This window comes from Gottfriedia luciferensis, from assembly GCF_002156865.1.
In the GTDB taxonomy this organism is placed as follows: Bacteria; Bacillota; Bacilli; order Bacillales; family Bacillaceae_G; genus Gottfriedia; species Gottfriedia luciferensis.
Map to the genome: position 1 here is coordinate 13,337 of NZ_NCTA01000030.1, position 19,687 is coordinate 33,023.

At 33.4% G+C, this 19,687-nt stretch carries 16 protein-coding genes and 2 other annotated features; of the genes, 15 read left to right on the forward strand and 1 reads right to left on the reverse strand.

All coding sequences use genetic code 11. The features are described 5' to 3' along the window. The first annotated feature begins 46 nt into the window (after positions 1 to 46). The 9 genes from B7R67_RS16645 (at position 47) to B7R67_RS16685 (ending at position 11,879) form a co-directional block, all read left to right on the forward strand. Positions 47 to 1,246, forward strand: a complete 1,200-nt coding sequence (locus tag B7R67_RS16645) for a S1C family serine protease (RefSeq protein ID WP_088072113.1) — start codon at positions 47 to 49, stop codon at positions 1,244 to 1,246. Positions 1,247 to 1,346: 100 nt separating this feature from the next. Further along, the gene (locus B7R67_RS16650) at positions 1,347 to 1,757 is read left to right on the forward strand and encodes a CoA-binding protein (protein ID WP_088072114.1); all 411 of its coding nucleotides are present in this window, start codon (positions 1,347 to 1,349) and stop codon (positions 1,755 to 1,757) included. A gap of 289 nt (positions 1,758 to 2,046) precedes the next feature. Next, positions 2,047 to 4,032 carry a DNA topoisomerase IV subunit B gene (gene parE, locus B7R67_RS16655; protein ID WP_088072115.1) on the forward strand — a complete coding sequence of 662 codons (1,986 nt, stop codon included), beginning with the start codon at positions 2,047 to 2,049 and terminating at the stop codon, positions 4,030 to 4,032. Next, positions 4,032 to 6,464 (forward strand): DNA topoisomerase IV subunit A, encoded by a 2,433-nt coding sequence (parC, locus tag B7R67_RS16660; RefSeq protein ID WP_088072116.1) that lies wholly within the window; start codon positions 4,032 to 4,034, stop codon positions 6,462 to 6,464. The genes parE and parC overlap by 1 nt, the downstream gene beginning before the upstream one ends. Before the next feature lie 311 nt (positions 6,465 to 6,775). After that, on the forward strand, positions 6,776 to 7,954 hold the full coding sequence (locus B7R67_RS16665) for a branched-chain amino acid ABC transporter substrate-binding protein (protein WP_088072117.1): 1,179 nt from the start codon (positions 6,776 to 6,778) through the stop codon (positions 7,952 to 7,954). Positions 7,955 to 8,104: 150 nt separating this feature from the next. Continuing rightward, on the forward strand, positions 8,105 to 9,088 hold the full coding sequence (locus B7R67_RS16670; RefSeq protein ID WP_088072118.1) for a branched-chain amino acid ABC transporter permease: 984 nt from the start codon (positions 8,105 to 8,107) through the stop codon (positions 9,086 to 9,088). 9 nt (positions 9,089 to 9,097) lie between these two features. Next, positions 9,098 to 10,366, forward strand: a complete 1,269-nt coding sequence (locus tag B7R67_RS16675; protein WP_088072119.1) for an ABC transporter permease subunit — start codon at positions 9,098 to 9,100, stop codon at positions 10,364 to 10,366. 15 nt (positions 10,367 to 10,381) lie between these two features. After that, positions 10,382 to 11,152: an ABC transporter ATP-binding protein gene (locus B7R67_RS16680; protein ID WP_208615666.1), complete on the forward strand. Its 771-nt coding sequence runs from the start codon at positions 10,382 to 10,384 to the stop codon at positions 11,150 to 11,152. 19 nt (positions 11,153 to 11,171) lie between these two features. Continuing rightward, complete coding sequence (locus B7R67_RS16685) at positions 11,172 to 11,879, forward strand: ABC transporter ATP-binding protein (protein ID WP_088072121.1); 708 nt, start codon at positions 11,172 to 11,174, stop codon at positions 11,877 to 11,879. A gap of 137 nt (positions 11,880 to 12,016) precedes the next feature. On the opposite strand, the gene B7R67_RS16690 is transcribed toward B7R67_RS16685, so the two are convergent. Further along, complete coding sequence (locus B7R67_RS16690) at positions 12,017 to 12,445, reverse strand: hypothetical protein (protein ID WP_088072122.1); 429 nt, start codon at positions 12,443 to 12,445, stop codon at positions 12,017 to 12,019. A gap of 211 nt (positions 12,446 to 12,656) precedes the next feature. Then, positions 12,657 to 12,837 (forward strand) — a binding site (T-box leader). An 81-nt stretch (positions 12,838 to 12,918) separates the two neighbouring features. On the opposite strand from B7R67_RS16690, the gene B7R67_RS16695 reads away from it, so the two are divergent. The 6 genes from B7R67_RS16695 to B7R67_RS22410 form a co-directional block, all read left to right on the forward strand. Further along, complete coding sequence (locus B7R67_RS16695; RefSeq protein ID WP_088072123.1) at positions 12,919 to 14,304, forward strand: glycine--tRNA ligase; 1,386 nt, start codon at positions 12,919 to 12,921, stop codon at positions 14,302 to 14,304. 241 nt (positions 14,305 to 14,545) lie between these two features. Further along, positions 14,546 to 15,268, forward strand: coding sequence for a Bax inhibitor-1/YccA family protein (locus tag B7R67_RS16700; RefSeq protein WP_088072124.1), 723 nt, complete (start codon positions 14,546 to 14,548; stop codon positions 15,266 to 15,268). Between the two features lie 115 nt (positions 15,269 to 15,383). Next, on the forward strand, positions 15,384 to 15,578 hold the full coding sequence (locus B7R67_RS16705; RefSeq protein WP_088072125.1) for an NETI motif-containing protein: 195 nt from the start codon (positions 15,384 to 15,386) through the stop codon (positions 15,576 to 15,578). A gap of 62 nt (positions 15,579 to 15,640) precedes the next feature. Then, positions 15,641 to 15,883, forward strand: a complete 243-nt coding sequence (locus tag B7R67_RS16710) for a DNA alkylation repair protein (RefSeq protein WP_088072126.1) — start codon at positions 15,641 to 15,643, stop codon at positions 15,881 to 15,883. Between the two features lie 135 nt (positions 15,884 to 16,018). Then, positions 16,019 to 16,261 (forward strand) — a binding site (T-box leader). Positions 16,262 to 16,326: 65 nt separating this feature from the next. Beyond that, positions 16,327 to 19,407 (forward strand): isoleucine--tRNA ligase, encoded by a 3,081-nt coding sequence (ileS, locus tag B7R67_RS16715; protein ID WP_407920407.1) that lies wholly within the window; start codon positions 16,327 to 16,329, stop codon positions 19,405 to 19,407. 92 nt (positions 19,408 to 19,499) lie between these two features. Continuing rightward, on the forward strand, positions 19,500 to 19,687 hold a 188-nt coding region (locus tag B7R67_RS22410), incomplete at its 3' end, for a hypothetical protein (protein WP_407920406.1).

The window sequence follows — 19,687 nt, forward strand, 5'->3', positions numbered from 1 at the left end:
GGGTTACATTAATATCAAAGTAATTTACATAATGGAGGAATGTATTATGGGATATTATGATGAAACAGATTTATATGACGACAATCAAAATAATCATAAAAGACAAAAAAGAGGTAGAAGAGGCGGTTCACATCTAGTTACTGGATTCTTAGGGGCAGTAGTAGGTGCAGTAACAATTTCGCTAGTTTCTCCTGACATGTTTAATCTAAATAATAATCAAGCAAATGTTTCAAATGATAATAATACGGTACCAACACAAGTGATCAATGTATCACGTGAAGATTTAACAACTACAATTCAAAATGCTCGAAAATTTGTTGTTGGTGTTAATAATTATCAGTCTTCAAATCCATTTTCAATGGAAACAGAAGAAGCAGGTTCAGGTTCAGGTGTTGTTTATAAAAAAGTCGGAAATAAAGCGCTAGTTGCTACAAATAATCACGTTGTGGCTGGCGCGAAACAGTTAAAAGTTAAAATGGCGGACGGTCAATTAATTGATGCAAAACTTGTAGGAACAGACGAATTATTGGATTTAGCAGTTGTAGCAATTGATGCTAAATACGTTACAAATATAGCAAAATTAGGTGATTCAGAAAAAATTAATGTAGGTGAAACAGCGATTGCAATCGGAAATCCTCTTGGATTTTTAGAAAGTACCGTTACGGAAGGAATTGTAAGTAGTAAAGCCCGTGAAATACCACAAGACATTGATGGAGATGGCGTTGCTGACTATCAAACACAAGTCATTCAAACTGATGCAGCAATTAATCCTGGGAATAGTGGTGGAGCTTTAATTAATGCAAAAGGTGAAGTAATCGGTATTAATTCAAGTAAAATTGCTGAACAAGCAGTTGAAGGGATTGGATTTGCGATCCCAATTAATATTGCGAAACCAGCTTTAGATCAAATTGAAAAATTTGGTGAAGTAACTAGACCTGTTATGGGTGTTGGATTAAAGTCACTAGAGGAAATTCCACAATTTAATATTGAAGAAACGTTAAAACTACCTAATTCGGTTACAAAAGGTGCTGTAATTACACATGTTGATCCAAGCACACCAGCTGCTAAAGTTGGATTAAAACAATTGGATGTAATTGTTGCGTTAGATGATAAACCTGTTACTGATGTTATTACAATAAGAGAATATCTATATTCACATAAAAAAGTAGGCGACAAATTAAAAATTACTTTCTACCGTAATGGTAAATTAAATAATACAACTTTAACATTAGCTTCTAGTCAGTGATTGACAGATAAATGATTTTCGAAATAAGATGAAAGTAGATTAAATAAGCGAAAAGTTCAACTTTTCGCTTATTTATGTAAAAAGAAAAGGTGATTAGTAAATGAGTAAATACCCATCTAGAGAAGAAATCGGACAAATTTTAAAATCGAGTAAAGTCATTGCAGTTGTTGGTTTATCTGCTGACCCGTCTAAAACGTCGCATATGGTTAGTAAAGCAATGCAGGATGCAGGCTATAAAATCATTCCTGTTAATCCAACAGTAGATACTGTATTAGGTGAAAAAGCGGTTGCAAATTTAACAGATATAAAAGAAAAAGTTGATATTGTAAATGTATTTAGAAGACCAGAACACTTACTACCTGTAGCACAAGAGTTTTTAAAAATAGATTGTGATGTTTTCTTTGCACAACTTGGAATTGAAAATGAGGAAGCATACCAATTATTGAAAGAAAATGGTAAGACTGTCATTATGGATCGTTGTATAAAAGTAGAACATGCAATGACAAGATAGACCGTTAAAAAACTCACTGATAATCAGTGAGTTTTTTTAACGGATGGTAGAGAAATAGGTTTGAGAATACAAAAGGCAAATTGTTAATCCTTCAACCTCAAAACTTTGGGTATTAATACACTTTTCATCTCCCTTTTTTCCTCTCTCACTTAATTTTTTTTCATGTTCGACTTGTAAGTTGCGAAAAAAACCATTAACATGAACGATTAGAAGAAACATTTTATTTCTAATATGATATAATGGAACGGATGTTCTTATGCAAGAGTGTAGTTAGAAAGGAGAAATGGTGTTGGCAAAGAATGAAACAACATATAACGAAGATGCGATACAGGTACTTGAAGGTTTAGAAGCTGTTCGTAAACGTCCTGGGATGTATATTGGTAGCACTGATAGTAGAGGTCTACACCATTTGGTTTATGAAATCGTAGATAATTCTGTAGATGAAGCTTTAGCAGGTCACGGAACTCAAATAGATGTGATTATTCATAAAGATAATAGTTTAAGCGTAAAAGACCATGGTCGTGGGATGCCGACTGGTATGCACAAAATGGGAAAACCAACTCCTGAAATTATTTTAACGGTATTACATGCAGGAGGTAAATTTGGTCAAGGCGGTTACAAAACGAGTGGAGGTCTACACGGTGTAGGTGCTTCAGTTGTAAATGCCTTATCAGAATGGCTAACTGTTGAGATTCATCGAGATGGATCAATTTTTAAACAACGATTTGAAGATGGCGGGAAAGCAGTAACTTCACTTGAAATTATAGGCAAAACGAAACGAACTGGTACGACAATTCATTTCAAACCAGATCCAACAATATTTAGTACAACAAATTTTAATTTTGATACGTTAAGTGAACGCTTAAGAGAATCAGCATTTTTATTAAAAGGATTAAAAATCACAATAAAAGATGAGCGTCATGATTCATTTGAAGAGTTTCATTATGAAAACGGTATCGAAGCGTTTGTTACGTACTTAAATGAAGAAAAAGAAGCACTTCATCCAGTTGTATTCTTTGAAGGATTACAAAATAAAATTGAAGTTGAATTTTCATTCCAATTTAATGATGGATATTCAGAGACGATGCTTTCATTCGTAAATAATGTTCGTACAAAAGATGGTGGTACGCATGAAGTTGGTGCAAAAACTGCTTTAACAAGAGCATTTAATGAATACGCACGAAAAGTAAATTTATTAAAAGAAAAAGATAAGAATTTAGATGGAGCGGATATTCGAGAAGGATTAGCTGCCATCGTTTCAGTAAGAATACCTGAAGAGTTACTTCAATTTGAAGGGCAAACAAAAGGGAAACTAGGTACGAGCGAGGCGAGATCAGCTGTTGATTCGGTTGTTTCTGATCAACTTGCTTATTTCCTAGAAGAAAATCCGGATGTCGCAACTTCTTTAGTAAAGAAAGCTGTAAAAGCATTCCAGGCTAGAGAAGCGGCACGAAAAGCTCGAGAAGAAGCAAGAAGTGGTAAAAAAAGAAAAAGATCAGAAACTTCATTGAGTGGTAAGCTTACTCCAGCACAATCACGCAATCCGCAAAAAAATGAGTTATATCTTGTTGAGGGTGACTCAGCGGGTGGTAGTGCGAAGCAAGGTCGAGATCGTCGTTTTCAAGCAATTCTGCCTTTACGAGGTAAAGTAATTAATACAGAAAAAGCAAAATTAGCCGATATTATGAAAAATGAAGAGATCAATACGATTATTCATGCGATTGGAGCAGGAGTAGGTAGTGATTTCGACGTTGAAGATGTTAATTATGACAAAATCGTGATCATGACGGATGCTGATACAGACGGAGCACATATTCAAGTTCTTTTATTAACGTTCTTTTACCGTTATATGAAGCCTTTAGTAGAGGCTGGAAAAGTTTATATTGCTTTGCCTCCACTATATAAAGTTAGTAAAGGAAATGGGAAAAAAGAAGTGATTGAGTACGCTTGGTCAGAAGTAGACTTACAAGATGCTATTAAAAAAATAGGCAAAGGCTATATGATTCAACGCTACAAAGGACTTGGTGAGATGAATGCTGATCAACTTTGGGACACAACAATGGATCCTGAAACAAGAACGCTTATTCGTGTGAAAATTGATGATGCGGCCAGAGCGGATCGTCGTGTAACGACGTTGATGGGTGATAAAGTTGAACCAAGACGTAAGTGGATCGAATCAAACGTAGTATTTGACCTTGATGAAGAAGATAAAATTTTAAATAACGAACAAGTAGAAGTTGAAGTTGAAGTTGAATCAGAAGGGAGCGAAATCTGATGCAGTCATCGGAAAAGTTATATAACATCCCTTTAGAAGACATATTAGGTGACCGTTTTGGTCGATATAGTAAATATATTATTCAAGAAAGGGCATTACCTGATGCCCGTGACGGGTTAAAGCCTGTTCAAAGACGTATTTTGTATTCAATGTATTTTGAGGGGAATACGCAGGAAAAGCCTTATCGTAAATCAGCTAAAACAGTCGGTAATGTAATCGGTAATTATCACCCTCATGGTGATACATCTGTTTACGATGCGATGGTACGACTAAGTCAAGATTGGAAATTAAGAAATGTACTAGTTCAAATGCATGGGAATAACGGTAGTATCGATGGGGATCCACCAGCGGCAATGCGTTATACAGAAGCTAGACTATCAGCGATTGCAAGTGAATTATTACGAGATATAGACAAAGAAACTGTTGATTTTGTACCTAACTTCGATGATACAAGTATGGAACCGGTTGTACTACCATCAATGTTTCCGAATTTATTAGTAAATGGTAGTACAGGGATATCTGCAGGTTATGCAACTGAAATACCTTCTCATCATCTTGGGGAGGTAATTGATGCGACAATCATGCGTATTGAGAATAAAAACTGTTCAGTTGATGATTTAATGACGGTTATTCAAGGTCCTGATTTTCCAACTGGTGGTATTATTCAAGGTGTAGATGGTATTAAAAAGGCTTATGAAACAGGAAAAGGGAAAATCATTATTCGAAGTCGAGTTCACACAGAAGATTTACGTGGTGGAAAACAGGCATTAATCATTACGGAAATCCCTGCCGAAGTAAATAAATCAAATTTAGTTAAGAAAATTGATGAAGTGCGACTTGATCGTAAAGTTGATGGAATTACGGAAGTACGAGATGAAACAGATCGTACTGGACTTCGAATTGTGATTGAACTAAAAAAAGAAGCCAATAATGAAGCAATTTTAAATTATTTATATAAAAATACAGAGCTTCAAATCCCATATAACTTTAATATGGTTGCGATTTATAATCGAACGCCAAAACAAATGTCATTACCAGCAATACTTGATGCTTACATTGAGCATCAAAGAGAGGTAATTACAAACCGTTCAAAATTTGATTTAAGAAAAGCACAAACTCGTCAACACGTTGTAGAAGGACTAATGAAAGCTTTATCGATTTTAGATGAAGTTATTTCAACAATTCGTTCTGCAAATGATAAACGTGATGCAAAAGACAAGTTAATTGCATTGTTTGACTTTACTGAACCGCAAGCCGAAGCGATTGTTATGTTACAGTTATATCGTTTAACAAATACTGATATTACTGCATTACAAGAAGAAGCTGATGAATTAAATAAGAAAATTCAACAACTTGAAGCAATCTTAAACAGTGAATCAAAATTATTATCCGTTATTAAAACAGATTTGAAGAAAATCAAACTAAAATATGCTGATGAAAGACGCTCTTCTATCCAAAAAGAAATTGAAGAAATAAAAATTGTTAAAGAGGATATTATAGCGCAAGAAGATGTTATCATCACAGTGACAAGTGAAGGATATGTTAAACGAACAAGTCCAAGATCGTATTCAGCTTCCAATGGGAAAGATTACGGTATGAAAGAAGGAGATCGTTTAATCTACCAAAAAGAAAGTACAACTACAGATACGTTGATTTTATTTACTTCAAAAGGTAATTATTTATATTTACCAATTCATGAAATGCAGGATATTAGATGGAAAGATATGGGCCAACATATTGCAAATATTATTCCAATTGAACGTGATGAAGTCATTCTTTCTGCTACAATTGTAAATAATTTTGAAGAAAATAAAGATTATATCTTATTTGTTACAAAAAATGGTGTTGTAAAACGTACAAGTATTCAACAGTTAAAAGTACAAAGATATTCAAAACCACTTGTTGGTATGTCAATTAAGCAAGATGATACACTAATTTTTGCAGGTGTTACGACTGAAGTAGATCGAGTGTTGTTAGCAACAAGTACAGGATATTCATTGATATTTAATGTTGAAGAGATTAGCATTCAAGGTTTAAAAGCTGGTGGTGTTAAAGGAATTAACTTAAAGGATAATGATTTTGTAGTCTCAGCTGACATTGTCACGGATGGGGTTAAAGAGATATTTTGTGCAACCCATCGAGGAGCAATTAAAAAAATGAGACTTGATACAATTCCTCAAAGTTCTAGAGGAACACGTGGATCGAAAATTTTAAGGGACTTAAAAAACAATCCTCATCAATTAATTGCTGTTTATGCAATAAATCAAAATGAAATGTTTGCATTACTAAGTAAATCTGGTCAATTTGAGACAGTTGATCCGTCAGATTTAAGAAATAGTGATCAATATAGTAATGGTTCATTTATTATGGATACAGATGATTCAGGTGAGATTAAAACAATTATTCGATATAAAAAAGAAGAAAATAATTAAAAAAAAACCTATTCCATTCGTTTTGGAATAGGTTTTTTTTGTCGAAATTTGACCAAACATACTAGAAAAATAATTTTGAGGTTTTTTATAAGTAAAATCAATTAACCGGTCTGTATTTTATATTTTAAAAATAAGGAATTGTGTAGATAGTTGGGTAATTTATGGTAAAAATTACCTAAAGTACTAGTTAATCGACAGAATTGTCGAAATATTTTGAACCAAAAGAACTTGTCTAATAAATGGATATCGCTTACTATTTTCTTAAGAATTTTAAATTTTCTAAAAATAAGTTATTAAAGGGGGCTTACATAATGGTTTTAAAGAAAGGATTTGCAATTTTAGCTTCAGCTTCATTGGCAGCTGGAATTTTGGGAGGCTGTGGAAAGGCTTCTAATGATGGGAACCAAGTTATCAAAATTGCTACAAACACACCTTTATCTGGGAATAATGCAATTTTAGGTGAGTCAATTAAGTTAGGTGCTCAACTTGCATTAGAAGATCAAAAAGCGGCATTCAAAAAATTAGGCTTTGATTTAAAACTTGTACCATATGATGATCAAGGTGATCCTAAGAAAGGTGTAGCAAATGCTGAACAATTAGCATCTGATAATAAAATTCTTGGTGTTGTAGGACATTTAAACTCGGGTGTAGCAATTCCTTCTTCAGTTAAGTATGAGAAAGACCATATCGTAATGGTTTCTCCTTCTAACACTGCAAATGAAGTAACAGACCGTGGATTAGACGTAGTTAACCGAATTTGTGCTCGTGATGACTTCCAAGGTCCTGCAGGAGCGAATTTCGCAGTTAATACTTTAAAAGCTAAAAATATTTTTATCATTCAAGATAAAACGCCATATGGTACAGGTTTAGCAAACGAATTCAAATCTGCTGCTGAGAAATTAGGTGCTAAAATCCTTGGTGAAGAGGGGATCCAAATCGGAGATAAAGATTTTAATGGTGTTTTAAATAATGCAATTGCGAAAAAACCTGATCTAGTATTCTTTGGTGGACTATATGCTGAGGGTGGAATTCTATTAAAACAAGCTCGTGAAAAAGGATTAAACATTCCATTCATGGGTGGAGACGGAATGGATTCTTCAGGATTAGTTGATATCGCCGGCGATGCTGTTAAAAACTTCTACTATACTTCAGTGGCTGGTGACACTTTAAAAACAGAAAAAGGTAAGGCATTTGCTGATGCTTATAAATCAAAATTCAATAAAAATATCGAATCTTTCTCTTCTTACGGATATGATTCAGCTGGCGTATTATTAGAAGGATTAAAAAATGCAATCAATGGTAGAAAAGGTAAAACACCAACTCGTGAGGAAGTTGAAAAAGCGGTTCGTGCAATTCAAGATTATGATGGTGTAGTAACAAAAGTTGGCTTCGACGATAAAGGGGACAACAAATTCGCTAAAGTATTTATCTATACATTTAAAGAAGCTAAATACCCAGGTACTCAAGAAGGCGAAGTAACTAAACAATAATTAGGTACGAAAGCCTAATAATCTTAAGTAGTAAAAAATAAAAGAGTATCTCGTGTAACGTGATACTCTTTTTCTCTCTAATAGGTGAAAAAATTGTAAAAAAATGGAATGTGTTGAAACAAAAAACTTAATATATAGGAGGTTACATACATGAATGAAGTAATCCAAACATTGCCTCAAGTACTTATTGATGGTCTTGTGTTAGGAGCTGTATATGCAATCGTTGCACTCGGTTACACGATGGTTTATGGAATTTTAGAACTTATAAACTTTGCACACGGTGAAATTTTCATGGCAGGTGCATTTATCGGTACTGCAGTATTAATTACATTTACAGGCTTGGGTTTATTAAGTAGTTTACCAGCGATTCTTGTTTTAGCAATTGTCCTAATTATTGCATCGTTAGCAACTGGATTTTTAGGTATGGGGATTGAAAGAGTAGCATATCGTCCATTGAGGAAAGCACCAAAGCTAATTACATTAATTACAGCAATCGGTATTTCATTCTTACTTCAAGATATCGTTCGTTTTATTGCTGAATTAAAAGAAGGAAATTACATTATTACAGGCCCATCACTATTTTCTGGACAACACCAAATTAAAACTAGTTCGATCCTTTCTTCATTTGGAAATGCGCAAATTAAATCAGCATCAATCATAATTTTAGTCGTTGCAGTTGTAATGATGATTTCATTAGATTACTTCATCAATAAAACGAAATGGGGTACAGCAATGCGCGCTGTTGCTCAGGATCGTGAAACAGCTTCATTAATGTCAGTAAATGTAAATAAGGTTATTTCATTAACATTCTTCTTAGGATCTGCACTAGGTGGGGCAACAGGAGTACTATTTGCTATACAATATAACACAATCGATCCATACATCGGATTTATCTTAGGTTTAAAAGCATTTACAGCTGCAGTATTAGGTGGAATTGGAAATATCCGAGGAGCGATGGTTGGCGGATTCTTAATTGGTATTATCGAAATGTTTGCAGCGGCAAACTTATCAAATTTAACACATGGAATTTTCCCATCTGAGTACAAAGATGTTTTTGCATTTGGAATTTTAATTCTAGTTCTTATATTTAAGCCAGAAGGTTTATTCGGTAAACCTGTGGCTGAGAAAGTGTAGGTGAATTAGATGAAAAATTTATTAGCGCAGTTAAAACAATCAAATAAGTTACAAGGTGTTTTCTTAGGTGCTTATATTATTGTGACATCTTTAGGTCTTTACTTATTACAAGAATCTGTAACGGCATTTTTATTAATCCTGTTCTCATTATATTTATTATATAAAACGAATTTTCCAGTTAAATTAAAGTGGAGTATCGGAATATTAGTATTAACAGTGATTATGCCATATGTTGCTTCACAAGGTACAGCATTTGAGTCATATATGGGAGTAGCGACATTAGTTGGTATTTATGTTGCAATGGCTTTAGGTCTAAACGTTGTTGTTGGTCTTGCTGGATTATTAGACTTAGGATTTGTAGCCTTTTTTGCAATCGGTTCATATACTTACGCAATCTTTTCAACAAAACAAGTTACAAATTTCTTACATTTTGATTTTCTTCCTTTTTCAGGAAATTCATTTTGGGTATTCATCATAGTAGGTGGAATTATTGCCGCAATTGCCGGTGTGCTATTAGGGATTCCAGTACTTCGAGTGAAAGGTGACTATTTAGCAATCGTAACACTTGGGTTTGGAGAAATTATCCGTATTGTATTTAATAACTTAGATAAACCAATCAATATTACTGGCGGAGCACAGGGGATTTCTTCTATTCCATCTCCAACAATATTTGGTTATGAGATTAGTAATTCGGGTCAGTTTTATTATGTCGTTTTAGTTGTACTAGCAATCGTAATTTTAGCTGTTACTAGATTACAAGATTCAAAACTAGGCCGTTCTTGGAAAGCTGTACGTGAGAATGAAATTGCAGCGCAAGCATCAGGTATTCATTTAGTTCGTACGAAATTAATTGCATTTGCAATCGGAGCTTCTTTCTCTGGAATGATGGGAGTTGTATTCTCTGCAAAACAAATGTTTATTGATCCTACTAGTTTTACTTTACTTGAATCGATCACGATTTTAGTAATGGTAATTTTAGGTGGAATGGGAAGCGTACCAGGTGTAATTCTTGGAGCAGCACTCGTTACAATTTTAAATCTTCAAGTATTAACTGAGGTAACAAATTATTTAAATCAATTAACATTGGATGGGGTTATTAATCTACCACCAGCACTATCACCTTCTAAAATGCAACGAATGATTTTTGGACTAATTTTAGTACTAGTTGCAATCTTTAGGCCGAAAGGATTATTACCGGCCAAAAATAAGGTTGTCGCTAAAGAGGATTTAGTAGATGACACGGTAGTCGAAGAAAATCAACATTCAGTTTCATTTTAGGAGAGGGGGATTACAATGTTAAAAACTACAAATTTAACGAAAAGTTTTGGTGGATTAACTGCCGTAAATAACGTAAATATTGAGATAAAAAAAGGATCAATTACAGCTGTAATCGGACCAAATGGTGCTGGGAAAACGACATTTTTTAATATGATAACTGGTGTGTATACACCTACTAGTGGAGAAATCTTATTAGGTAATGAAAGCTTAGTAGGATTAAAACCACATGCAGTTAATAAAAAGGGTATAGCACGTACATTCCAAAATATTCGTCTTTTTAGTAGCATGACTGCTTTAGAGAACGTAATGGTAGGTATGCATCAACATTTAAAATATGGAGTATTCTCTACATTATTTCACTTACCTAGCTATAAAAAAGCAGAAAAAGTAGCAATGAAAGAAGCGTATAAATGGCTAGAATATGTTGGTTTGAGTGATGTTTATAATGAGGAAGCTTCAAGTCTATCATACGGTGCACAAAGACGTCTTGAAATCGCACGTGCTTTAGCATCTAAACCGAGCATTCTACTATTAGATGAGCCTGCTGCAGGGATGAATCCGAAAGAAACGAAAGAATTAACTGATTTAATTTATCAAATGCGAGACGACTTAAATCTAACAATCGTTTTGATTGAACATGATATGAAGCTTGTTATGGAGATTTCGGAATATTTATTTGTACTAGATCATGGTGAAAAAATTGCAGAAGGTAAACCTCTTGAAATACGTAACAATCAAAAAGTAATTGAAGCATATTTAGGAAAAAGTGCAGTGACTACTGCATAGTGAAAGGAGTAAGAAAAAGATGACGTTATTACAATTAAAAGATATTAACTCTTTTTACGGTGGTATTCAAGCACTGAAAAATATTAACATTGATGTAAATGAAGGCGAAATCGTAACGCTAATTGGGAGTAATGGTGCTGGAAAATCGACTACCTTAAAAACAATTTGTGGTCAAGTTAAGCCTAAATCAGGAACACTTATTTATAAAGGTGAAGAAATTGTAAAACTTCAATCGCATGAAATCGCTTTAAAAGGAATAGCCCATGTACCTGAAGGTAGAAGAATCTTCTCTAAATTATCAGTTAAGGAAAATTTAGAGATGGGCGCTTTTTCAGTAAAAGATAAAAAACTGATTGCTGCTCGAATGGAAATGGTATTTGATTATTTTCCAAGACTAAAAGAACGTCTAAGTCAAAAAGGCGGCACGATGAGTGGTGGGGAACAACAAATGCTAGCGATTGGTAGGGGACTTATGATGGGCCCATCTTTATTAATGCTTGATGAGCCATCGATGGGTCTTGCTCCAATTATTGTTGAACAAATTTTTGAAATCATTGAGCAATTAAATAAACAAGGGATGACAATCCTTTTAGTTGAACAAAATGCTTACCAAGCTCTACAAATTGCACATCGCGGATATGTTATCCAAACGGGTGAAATTCAAATGGTTGGCGATGGTAAAACTTTAATGAATGATGAAGAAGTTAAAAAAGCATATTTAGCTTAAAGAAAACTGGTCGATTGTCGAGCCTTAGACGAAGATAGAGGCATAATTGCCACTACCTTGAGTTTTCTACTGCTTAATAATACTTTCTTACGAAAATAAAAAAGTCAGTTCATTTTCGAAAATGAACTGACTTTTTTTTATTTATTAGAAATAAATTCAGAAATCTTTAATTGTTCTTCGTGAGAAGCATTATGAATTGAAGATTGAAGTGATTCCTCTAGTAAACTACGATTCTTATAAAAGTCTTCGTGTTTACTATTATAATAGTACTTCACTGCTTCTAAATCTGAGAAAAATTCTTTTCCAAGCTTTAGAAGAAATGTTACTGGAAGTCCTTCGATCACCACGTTCTTTTCTGCCTCTGAAATTTCATTTACCGTACTGTTTGAAGTTAAAATCATTTCATCGTTTAATTCTTTAACTAGTAACTGCTCGAATCTTTTTATTTTATTATTTCTTTTGTTCACGATTCGTTTTTTGTTCGTCTTTAATAAACGAATGGAATGATGTTTATCAAGCAATACTGCTGTACGTTTCTTTTTCTTTAAAAAAATGCTGCTACTCAAAACTAGCACTCCCTTCAGATAGTAATGGTATATTTTTAAAACAACTTTTCTATCATACCAAGATATAAGGATACTGTAAAGGTTTTAACTTTACATGAAGTATCTCCTGGAATTTTCGAAAAATTCGCCGTATTTTTTTTACTAAAATGTTAATAATATTATTTGACGTACTAGTAGTCACTTTGTTAAAATAACAACATATTATTTATTACATATAACGTTGACGGAAAGAAGTACCTAAAGATTATTTTGCTTAGCGAATTGAGGATAGTGGGAGCTCAATCAAAACCTTTAGCGAAAGGCATTCCTGAGTTAATTTCTTAAAGTGGACAATTTTTTTAATTGTCAACTAGGGTGGAACCGCGGGTGCATATATAGCTCTCGTCCCTAGGCTGAAAATGCCTAAGGATGAGAGCTTTTTTATTTCATTCTTGCATTTTCAAAAAAACAATTGAAAATTGGAGGCGAATGAAATGTCAGAAAAATCAATGGAAGTTATTGTTAGTCATGCTAAACACAGAGGATTTGTATTCCCAGGTTCTGAAATTTATGGTGGTTTAGCAAACACTTGGGATTATGGTCCATTAGGTGTTGAACTTAAAAATAATGTGAAAAAAGCTTGGTGGAAAAAATTCGTACAGCAAAGTCCATACAATGTAGGACTAGATGCTGCGATCTTAATGAACCCACGTACATGGGAAGCATCAGGTCATATTGGAAACTTTAATGATCCGATGATTGATTGTAAAAACTGTAAAGCTCGTCATCGTGCTGATAAATTAATTGAAAATGCTTTAGATGAAAAAGGTATGGAGATTATCGTTGATGGTCTTCCATTTACAGAAATGGCTAAGTTAATTGAAGAACATAAAATTGCTTGTCCTGATTGTGGTAGTCACGATTTTACAGACATTCGTCAATTTAACTTAATGTTTAAAACATTCCAAGGTGTTACTGAATCAAGTACAAATGAAATTTTCTTACGACCTGAGACAGCTCAAGGTATTTTCGTAAACTTCAAAAATGTTCAACGTACAATGAGAAAGAAAGTACCATTTGGTATTGCTCAAATCGGGAAAAGTTTCCGAAACGAAATTACTCCAGGAAATTTCACGTTCCGTACACGTGAATTTGAACAAATGGAGCTTGAATTCTTCTGTAAGCCAGGTGAAGAACTTGAGTGGTTTACTTATTGGAAAGAAACTGCAAATAAATGGCTTTTAGCTTTAGGTATGAAAGAAGAAAATCTTCGTTTACGTGATCATAGTGAAGATGAATTATCACACTATAGTAATGCGACAACTGACTTTGAATATAAATTCCCATTCGGTTGGGGAGAATTATGGGGCGTTGCGTCTCGTACAGATTATGATTTAAAACAACATATGGAATTTTCAACTGAAGATTTCACATATCATGATCCAATTACAAATGAAAAATATGTTCCATATTGCATCGAACCTTCATTAGGTGCAGATCGTGTAACTTTAGCATTTTTAATTGATGCTTATGAAGAAGAAGCATTAGAAGATGGAACTTCTCGTACTGTAATGCGTCTACATCCTGCATTAGCACCATTTAAAGCAGCAATTTTACCTTTATCTAAAAAATTATCAGAGAATGCACAAGAAGTATTTGCTACTTTAGCAGAAGACTTTAATGTTGATTTTGATGAAACTGGATCAATCGGTAAACGTTACAGACGTCAAGATGAAATCGGTACACCATTCTGTATCACATATGATTTCGATTCAATTGAAGATGGAAAAGTAACAGTTCGTGATCGTGACACAATGGAACAAACTCGAGTTGCAATTAGTGAATTACATTCATTCCTATCTAATAAAATTAAATTTTAATTTTAAGTACGAAGTTTTTAGAAATTAGGTGTCCTTTTTGGACATCTTTTTTCATACATTAAGAACGTATAAATTACAGCGATGTAGAAAACGCGATGGAGTAGACAATTTTGTAGCCTAATCTTCGACTTAATGCTAGCTAATCGACGTGTTTCTTTATCTATTTTAAGAAATCTTGTTTAAAGTTTATGAAAATTACTAAAAATGTAAAATGAAGGTATAAAAATAAGGAGGAGTTTAAATGAGGAGTTCAAATCCTATCTTAAATTCTGAACGTTTAACTAAATCTAGATATTCTGCACAGGCAATGACTTTAGGTGGTACAATTGGAAAAACAATTATTGCTTTAATTTTGTTAATTGCGACCGCAGGCTACTCATTTTATTTAACATCAACTGGAACACTAAATTCAAAAGTATTTATCGGATGTTTAATCATTGCGTTAATTCTTGGGGTGGTTACCTCTTTTTCTCCTAGAATAGCACCGATTACGACACCTATTTATGCAGCTGTTGAAGGTATTTTAATTGGAAATATTTCTGCAGTTTATGAAGCAACGTATGGTATGATTGTATTGCAAGCAGTTTTATTAACAATCGCTATTATTGCTGGAACTTTAATTTGTTATGTTACTGGTATTGTAAAAGTAACACATCGCTTTAGATCAATTGTTTTTGGTCTGACATTAGGTGTCTTTATTTTTTACTTACTTACTATGATCCTACAGCTTTTTCACGTTCCGATTCCATATATTCACCAATCAGGACCAATTGGATTATTCGTTAGCTTAGCAATTCTAATTATCGCTTCTCTAAATTTATTCTTAGACTTTGATTTAATTACGACAAGTGTAAGACAAGGCGCACCGAAAGAATTTGAATGGTATTGTGCTTTTGGGTTGTTAGTGACTGTCATTTGGGTTTATATCGAAGCACTACGATTCCTTTCACGACTTCGCGATTAGAATAATGTATTCAATCGGACCTTACTCTCAAATGAAAGTAAGGTTTTTTACTATATTTGGACTGTATTTGTTTTTGATTGTTTTAATTTACTTAAAATGAAAGTAGGGAATATAAATGAGTAAGAAAAAATTTGAAGTCTATGAAAATGAAACAATTAATGATTGTTTAGAAAGAATGCAGGCAGAAGGCTACAAACCTGTTAAACGCATGGAAGTACCTGTATTTTCGGAACAAATGGTAAATGGAAAAATAGAAATTGAGCCAACTGGAAGAAAAATTGTATTTGAAGGAAAATTAATTTCAAAATAGGATGAATAATGATAGTAATTTAATGGAATAGTAACCTTATATGAATAAAATGAGGTGAAGAAATGACTAAATTAGCATGTCCACGCTGTAAAACAAACAAAAGTAGATTTTATTTGATTGAACAAAATCCAAAAGCTGTAAAATTAAATCCTCAAAATGGTGATGTTGAAATAGAAGAATACATTTCTGGAGGGTTGGATCCATTTTTTGTTCCATATAAAGGACCTGACTACTTGATTCAATGTGGTACATGTGGTGTTATTGAGCAAAGTTTATTATTTGAAAAAGCAGCAGATTCCTTATAAAAAAAATCATTTTCTAATGAAATTTGTAGCGATTATAAATGTTGTAGAATATGAAATAAATAAGATATAAATTTTATAATAATTTGACTTTTTAATTTGCATTACGTTATAATAATCAACAATTAAAGCACACAAATTAATTCAATGACGAGAAAAGTAGTTTTTGATACTGTTCTACAGAGAGCCGGGCAATGCTGAAATCCGGTGTACAGTTCTAAAATGAAAATCCCCTCCGAGAAGTCAAACTGAAATGTAAGTAAGTTTGAACGGGTGTCTACCGTTAAAAAGAACGCGTATGTTTGTACGTGACTGAGTGCTATTGGAACGGACTGTTTTCAATAGAATTAGGGTGGTATCGCGGTTAAACCCGTCCCTTTTATAGGGGCGGGTTTTTTGTGTATTTTAAAAAAATAAAGGAGCGATATCATATGGAAAAAGAAAAAATGAAAAAAACGGTTCAACAAAGGGAAAAAAGAATAAGAGAATTGTGGTCAAATCAAAACACATTTTTAAAATCAGTTGATCAAAGAGAAAAGAACCCTTCTTTTGTATTTTATGAAGGCCCACCTACAGCTAATGGTTTACCTCATGTTGGTCATGCTTTAGGTCGAACCATTAAAGATCTGGTGGCAAGATATAAAACAATGTCTGGATACCAAGTAGTACGTAAAGCTGGTTGGGATACACACGGATTGCCAGTTGAGCTAGGCGTAGAAAAACAATTAGGTATATCAGGTAAGGCTGAAATTGAACGGTATGGTGTAAAAAAGTTTCTTGAGAAATGTAAAGAAAGTGTTTTTACTTATGAGAAACAATGGCGTGAGTTTACAGAGCAGCTAGGATATTGGGTTGATATGGATGATCCTTATGTTACATTAAATAATTCGTATATAGAGAGTGTTTGGAATATCCTTGGAACAATTCATGAAAAGGGATTGTTAGTAAAAGGTCATCGTGTTTCACCTTATTGTCCTAGTTGCCAAACCTCTTTAAGCTCTCATGAAGTCGCACAAGGATATAAAACGGTTAAAGATTTAACTGCAACAGTAAAATTTAAATTAAAAAATGAAGAGAATGCCTATTTTTTAGGATGGACAACAACACCTTGGACACTTCCAGCGAATGTAGCGTTAGCTGTTAATCCTACTATGAATTATGTACGGGTTAAACAAGGTGAAGAAGAATATATTTTAGCAAAAGCTTTAAAAGACAAAGTACTAAAAACAGATTATGAAGTTTTATCTGAATTTCTTGGAGCAGATTTAATTGGAAGCGCCTATTTACCACCATTTGATTTTGTAAATGTAGAAGTAGGTCATAAAGTAATTGCAGCAGACTTTGTTACAGAAAATAGTGGAACTGGTATTGTTCATATTGCACCAGCTTATGGTGAGGATGATTATAAAGTTGTTCAAGAGAATGGTTTTTCTTTCGTTAATATTGTAAATGAAAAAGGTCAATATACAAGGGAAGTTACAAATTTTCAAGGAAGATTTGTTAAAGAATGTGATGTAGATATTGTTCGCTATTTAGCAGAAAAAGAACTATTGTTCAGTAAGGAAAAATACGAGCATAGTTATCCTCATTGTTGGCGTTGTGATACACCTTTACTTTATTACGCAAACGAAAGTTGGTTCATCAAAACAACAGCATTAAAAGAACAATTTTTAAAAAATAATGAAGAAGTAACATGGCATCCAGAGCATATAAAAAATGGCCGATTCGGTAATTTTTTAGAACAAATGGTTGATTGGAATATTAGTCGAAAAAGATATTGGGGTACGCCTTTAAATGTTTGGGAATGTGAATCATGTAATCATCAAACAGCACCTAAAAGTATAAAACAGTTATGTGATCTTTCGGTAGAAGCAATCGATGAATCGATTGAATTGCACAAACCTTTCGTCGATGAAGTCATCTTGAAATGTACGAAGTGTAATGGGAAAATGAATAGAACTTCAGAGGTTATTGATGTATGGTTTGATAGCGGATCAATGCCTTTTGCGCAGTATCATTATCCATTTGAAAATGAAGATAAGTTTGAAAAACAATTTCCGGCAGATGTCGTAATTGAAGGAATTGACCAGACACGTGGTTGGTTTTATAGTTTATTAGCCGTATCGACTCTATATACTGGTAAGGCACCTTATAAAAGAGTACTCTCTTTAGGTCATGTATTAGATGAAAATGGGCAAAAAATGTCTAAGAGCAAAGGGAATGCACTTGATCCAGTCGAGTTAATCCAAAAATATGGAGCGGATTCGTTAAGGTGGGCATTGTTAGTAGATAGTGCACCTTGGAACCCAAAACGTTTTTCAAAAAGAGTTGTTCAAGAGGCGAAATCAAAGCTAATTGATACATTTGATAACGTTTATAGTTTTTACAAACTTTATGCGGAATTAGATGGCTTTGACCCTACAAATCAATATGAATATCATGCGAATTCGTTAGATGAATGGATCATCTCGAGATTGCATAGTACAATTAAAAAAACAAATGACCATTTAGAACAATATCAATTTACAAATGCTGCTAGAGAAATTGCATCTTTAGTTGATGAAGTTAGTAATTGGTATGTAAGAAGATCAAGAGAACGTTTTTGGTCAAATGGTATGAATCAAGAAAAAGCGGCGGCATACAATACGCTGTTTGAGGTGTTAACAAAAGTAAGTCAATTATTAGCACCATTTACTCCTTTTTTAGCTGAAGATGTATATTTTAGTTTAACAAATCGAAGTGTACATTTATCTGATTATCCGGTTCACAATGATTCTTTCATCAATGTTCAACTTGAAAGCGAAATGGATACTGTATTAAAAGTTGTAGAGTTGGGAAGAAGCATTCGAAACGTTAAATCATTAAAAATTAAACAACCATTGGCAAGCTTAACCTTAATCGGTAATAAAACAGATTTAAACTGGGATTTATATAAAAATATCGTTTTAGATGAGTTGAATGTTAAAAATTTCTATCAACTGAATGATGAAGATCAATTTTCTAAGATTAAGCTCAAATTGAACTTTAAAACATCTGGAGCAAAATTTGGAAAGTATTCTAATCAAGTTAATAAATTACTTCAACAATTCACAAGTGAAGAATCTAAGAAAGTCATTGAGACCGGTTATACCGAATTAAAAATGGATACAGGTGATATGATAAGCGTTAAAGTGGAGGATGTTCTAATTGAAAAAATCGCCAAAGAAGGGTATTCCTCTGCGACAAATGAAGATTTTACCGTAACTTTAGATACTTCATTAACAGAAGACCTAGTTCAAGAAGGAGTTGTACGAGAATTTATTCGATCGATACAAGAATATAGAAAAGAATTAAATTTACCAATCAATATGCGTGTAGATATTGGATTATCTGCCGATAAGCAATTCATTGAAACAATAGAAAAGTTTAAAACAATGTTAGAAGATAACCTATTAATGAGAAATCTAGTTGTAAAAGAACAACTGAATGGTAAAGAAATTCATGTTAATCAATATCAAACAAAAATCGAATTATTTCCGACAACTTAATTAGTAATTTCATTTTCAAAAAAAAAGGAGCTGTCCCATTCGTCTACTTACAGACTTTTGGGACACTCCTTTTTTAATATATGGCTCTGTTAATGTTAATTGTTGATTTTAGACAAAACACATATTCGAAAAAGATTTTAGAGAATCTAAATTATAGAATATTTAAAGATCTTGATTGGAGTGGAAGGTGGGAGACTCCTATGGGAGTAGCGGGAAGGGTGAGACCCCGCAGGCTTGCCGAGGAGGCTCAGCTCACGCCCCATGGAAAGCGAGCATCCTG

Coding starts and splice junctions, on each gene's coding strand:
- parC (WP_088072116.1), top strand. CDS start 4,032: ATGCAGTCATCGGAAAAGTTATATAACATCCCTTTAGAAGACATATTA.
- B7R67_RS16675 (WP_088072119.1), top strand. CDS start 9,098: ATGAAAAATTTATTAGCGCAGTTAAAACAATCAAATAAGTTACAAGGT.
- B7R67_RS16685 (WP_088072121.1), top strand. CDS start 11,172: ATGACGTTATTACAATTAAAAGATATTAACTCTTTTTACGGTGGTATT.
- B7R67_RS16665 (WP_088072117.1), top strand. CDS start 6,776: ATGGTTTTAAAGAAAGGATTTGCAATTTTAGCTTCAGCTTCATTGGCA.
- B7R67_RS16670 (WP_088072118.1), top strand. CDS start 8,105: ATGAATGAAGTAATCCAAACATTGCCTCAAGTACTTATTGATGGTCTT.
- B7R67_RS16710 (WP_088072126.1), top strand. CDS start 15,641: ATGACTAAATTAGCATGTCCACGCTGTAAAACAAACAAAAGTAGATTT.
- B7R67_RS16700 (WP_088072124.1), top strand. CDS start 14,546: ATGAGGAGTTCAAATCCTATCTTAAATTCTGAACGTTTAACTAAATCT.
- B7R67_RS16695 (WP_088072123.1), top strand. CDS start 12,919: ATGTCAGAAAAATCAATGGAAGTTATTGTTAGTCATGCTAAACACAGA.
- ileS (WP_407920407.1), top strand. CDS start 16,327: ATGAAAAAAACGGTTCAACAAAGGGAAAAAAGAATAAGAGAATTGTGG.
- B7R67_RS16645 (WP_088072113.1), top strand. CDS start 47: ATGGGATATTATGATGAAACAGATTTATATGACGACAATCAAAATAAT.
- B7R67_RS16650 (WP_088072114.1), top strand. CDS start 1,347: ATGAGTAAATACCCATCTAGAGAAGAAATCGGACAAATTTTAAAATCG.
- B7R67_RS16680 (WP_208615666.1), top strand. CDS start 10,382: ATGTTAAAAACTACAAATTTAACGAAAAGTTTTGGTGGATTAACTGCC.
- B7R67_RS16705 (WP_088072125.1), top strand. CDS start 15,384: ATGAGTAAGAAAAAATTTGAAGTCTATGAAAATGAAACAATTAATGAT.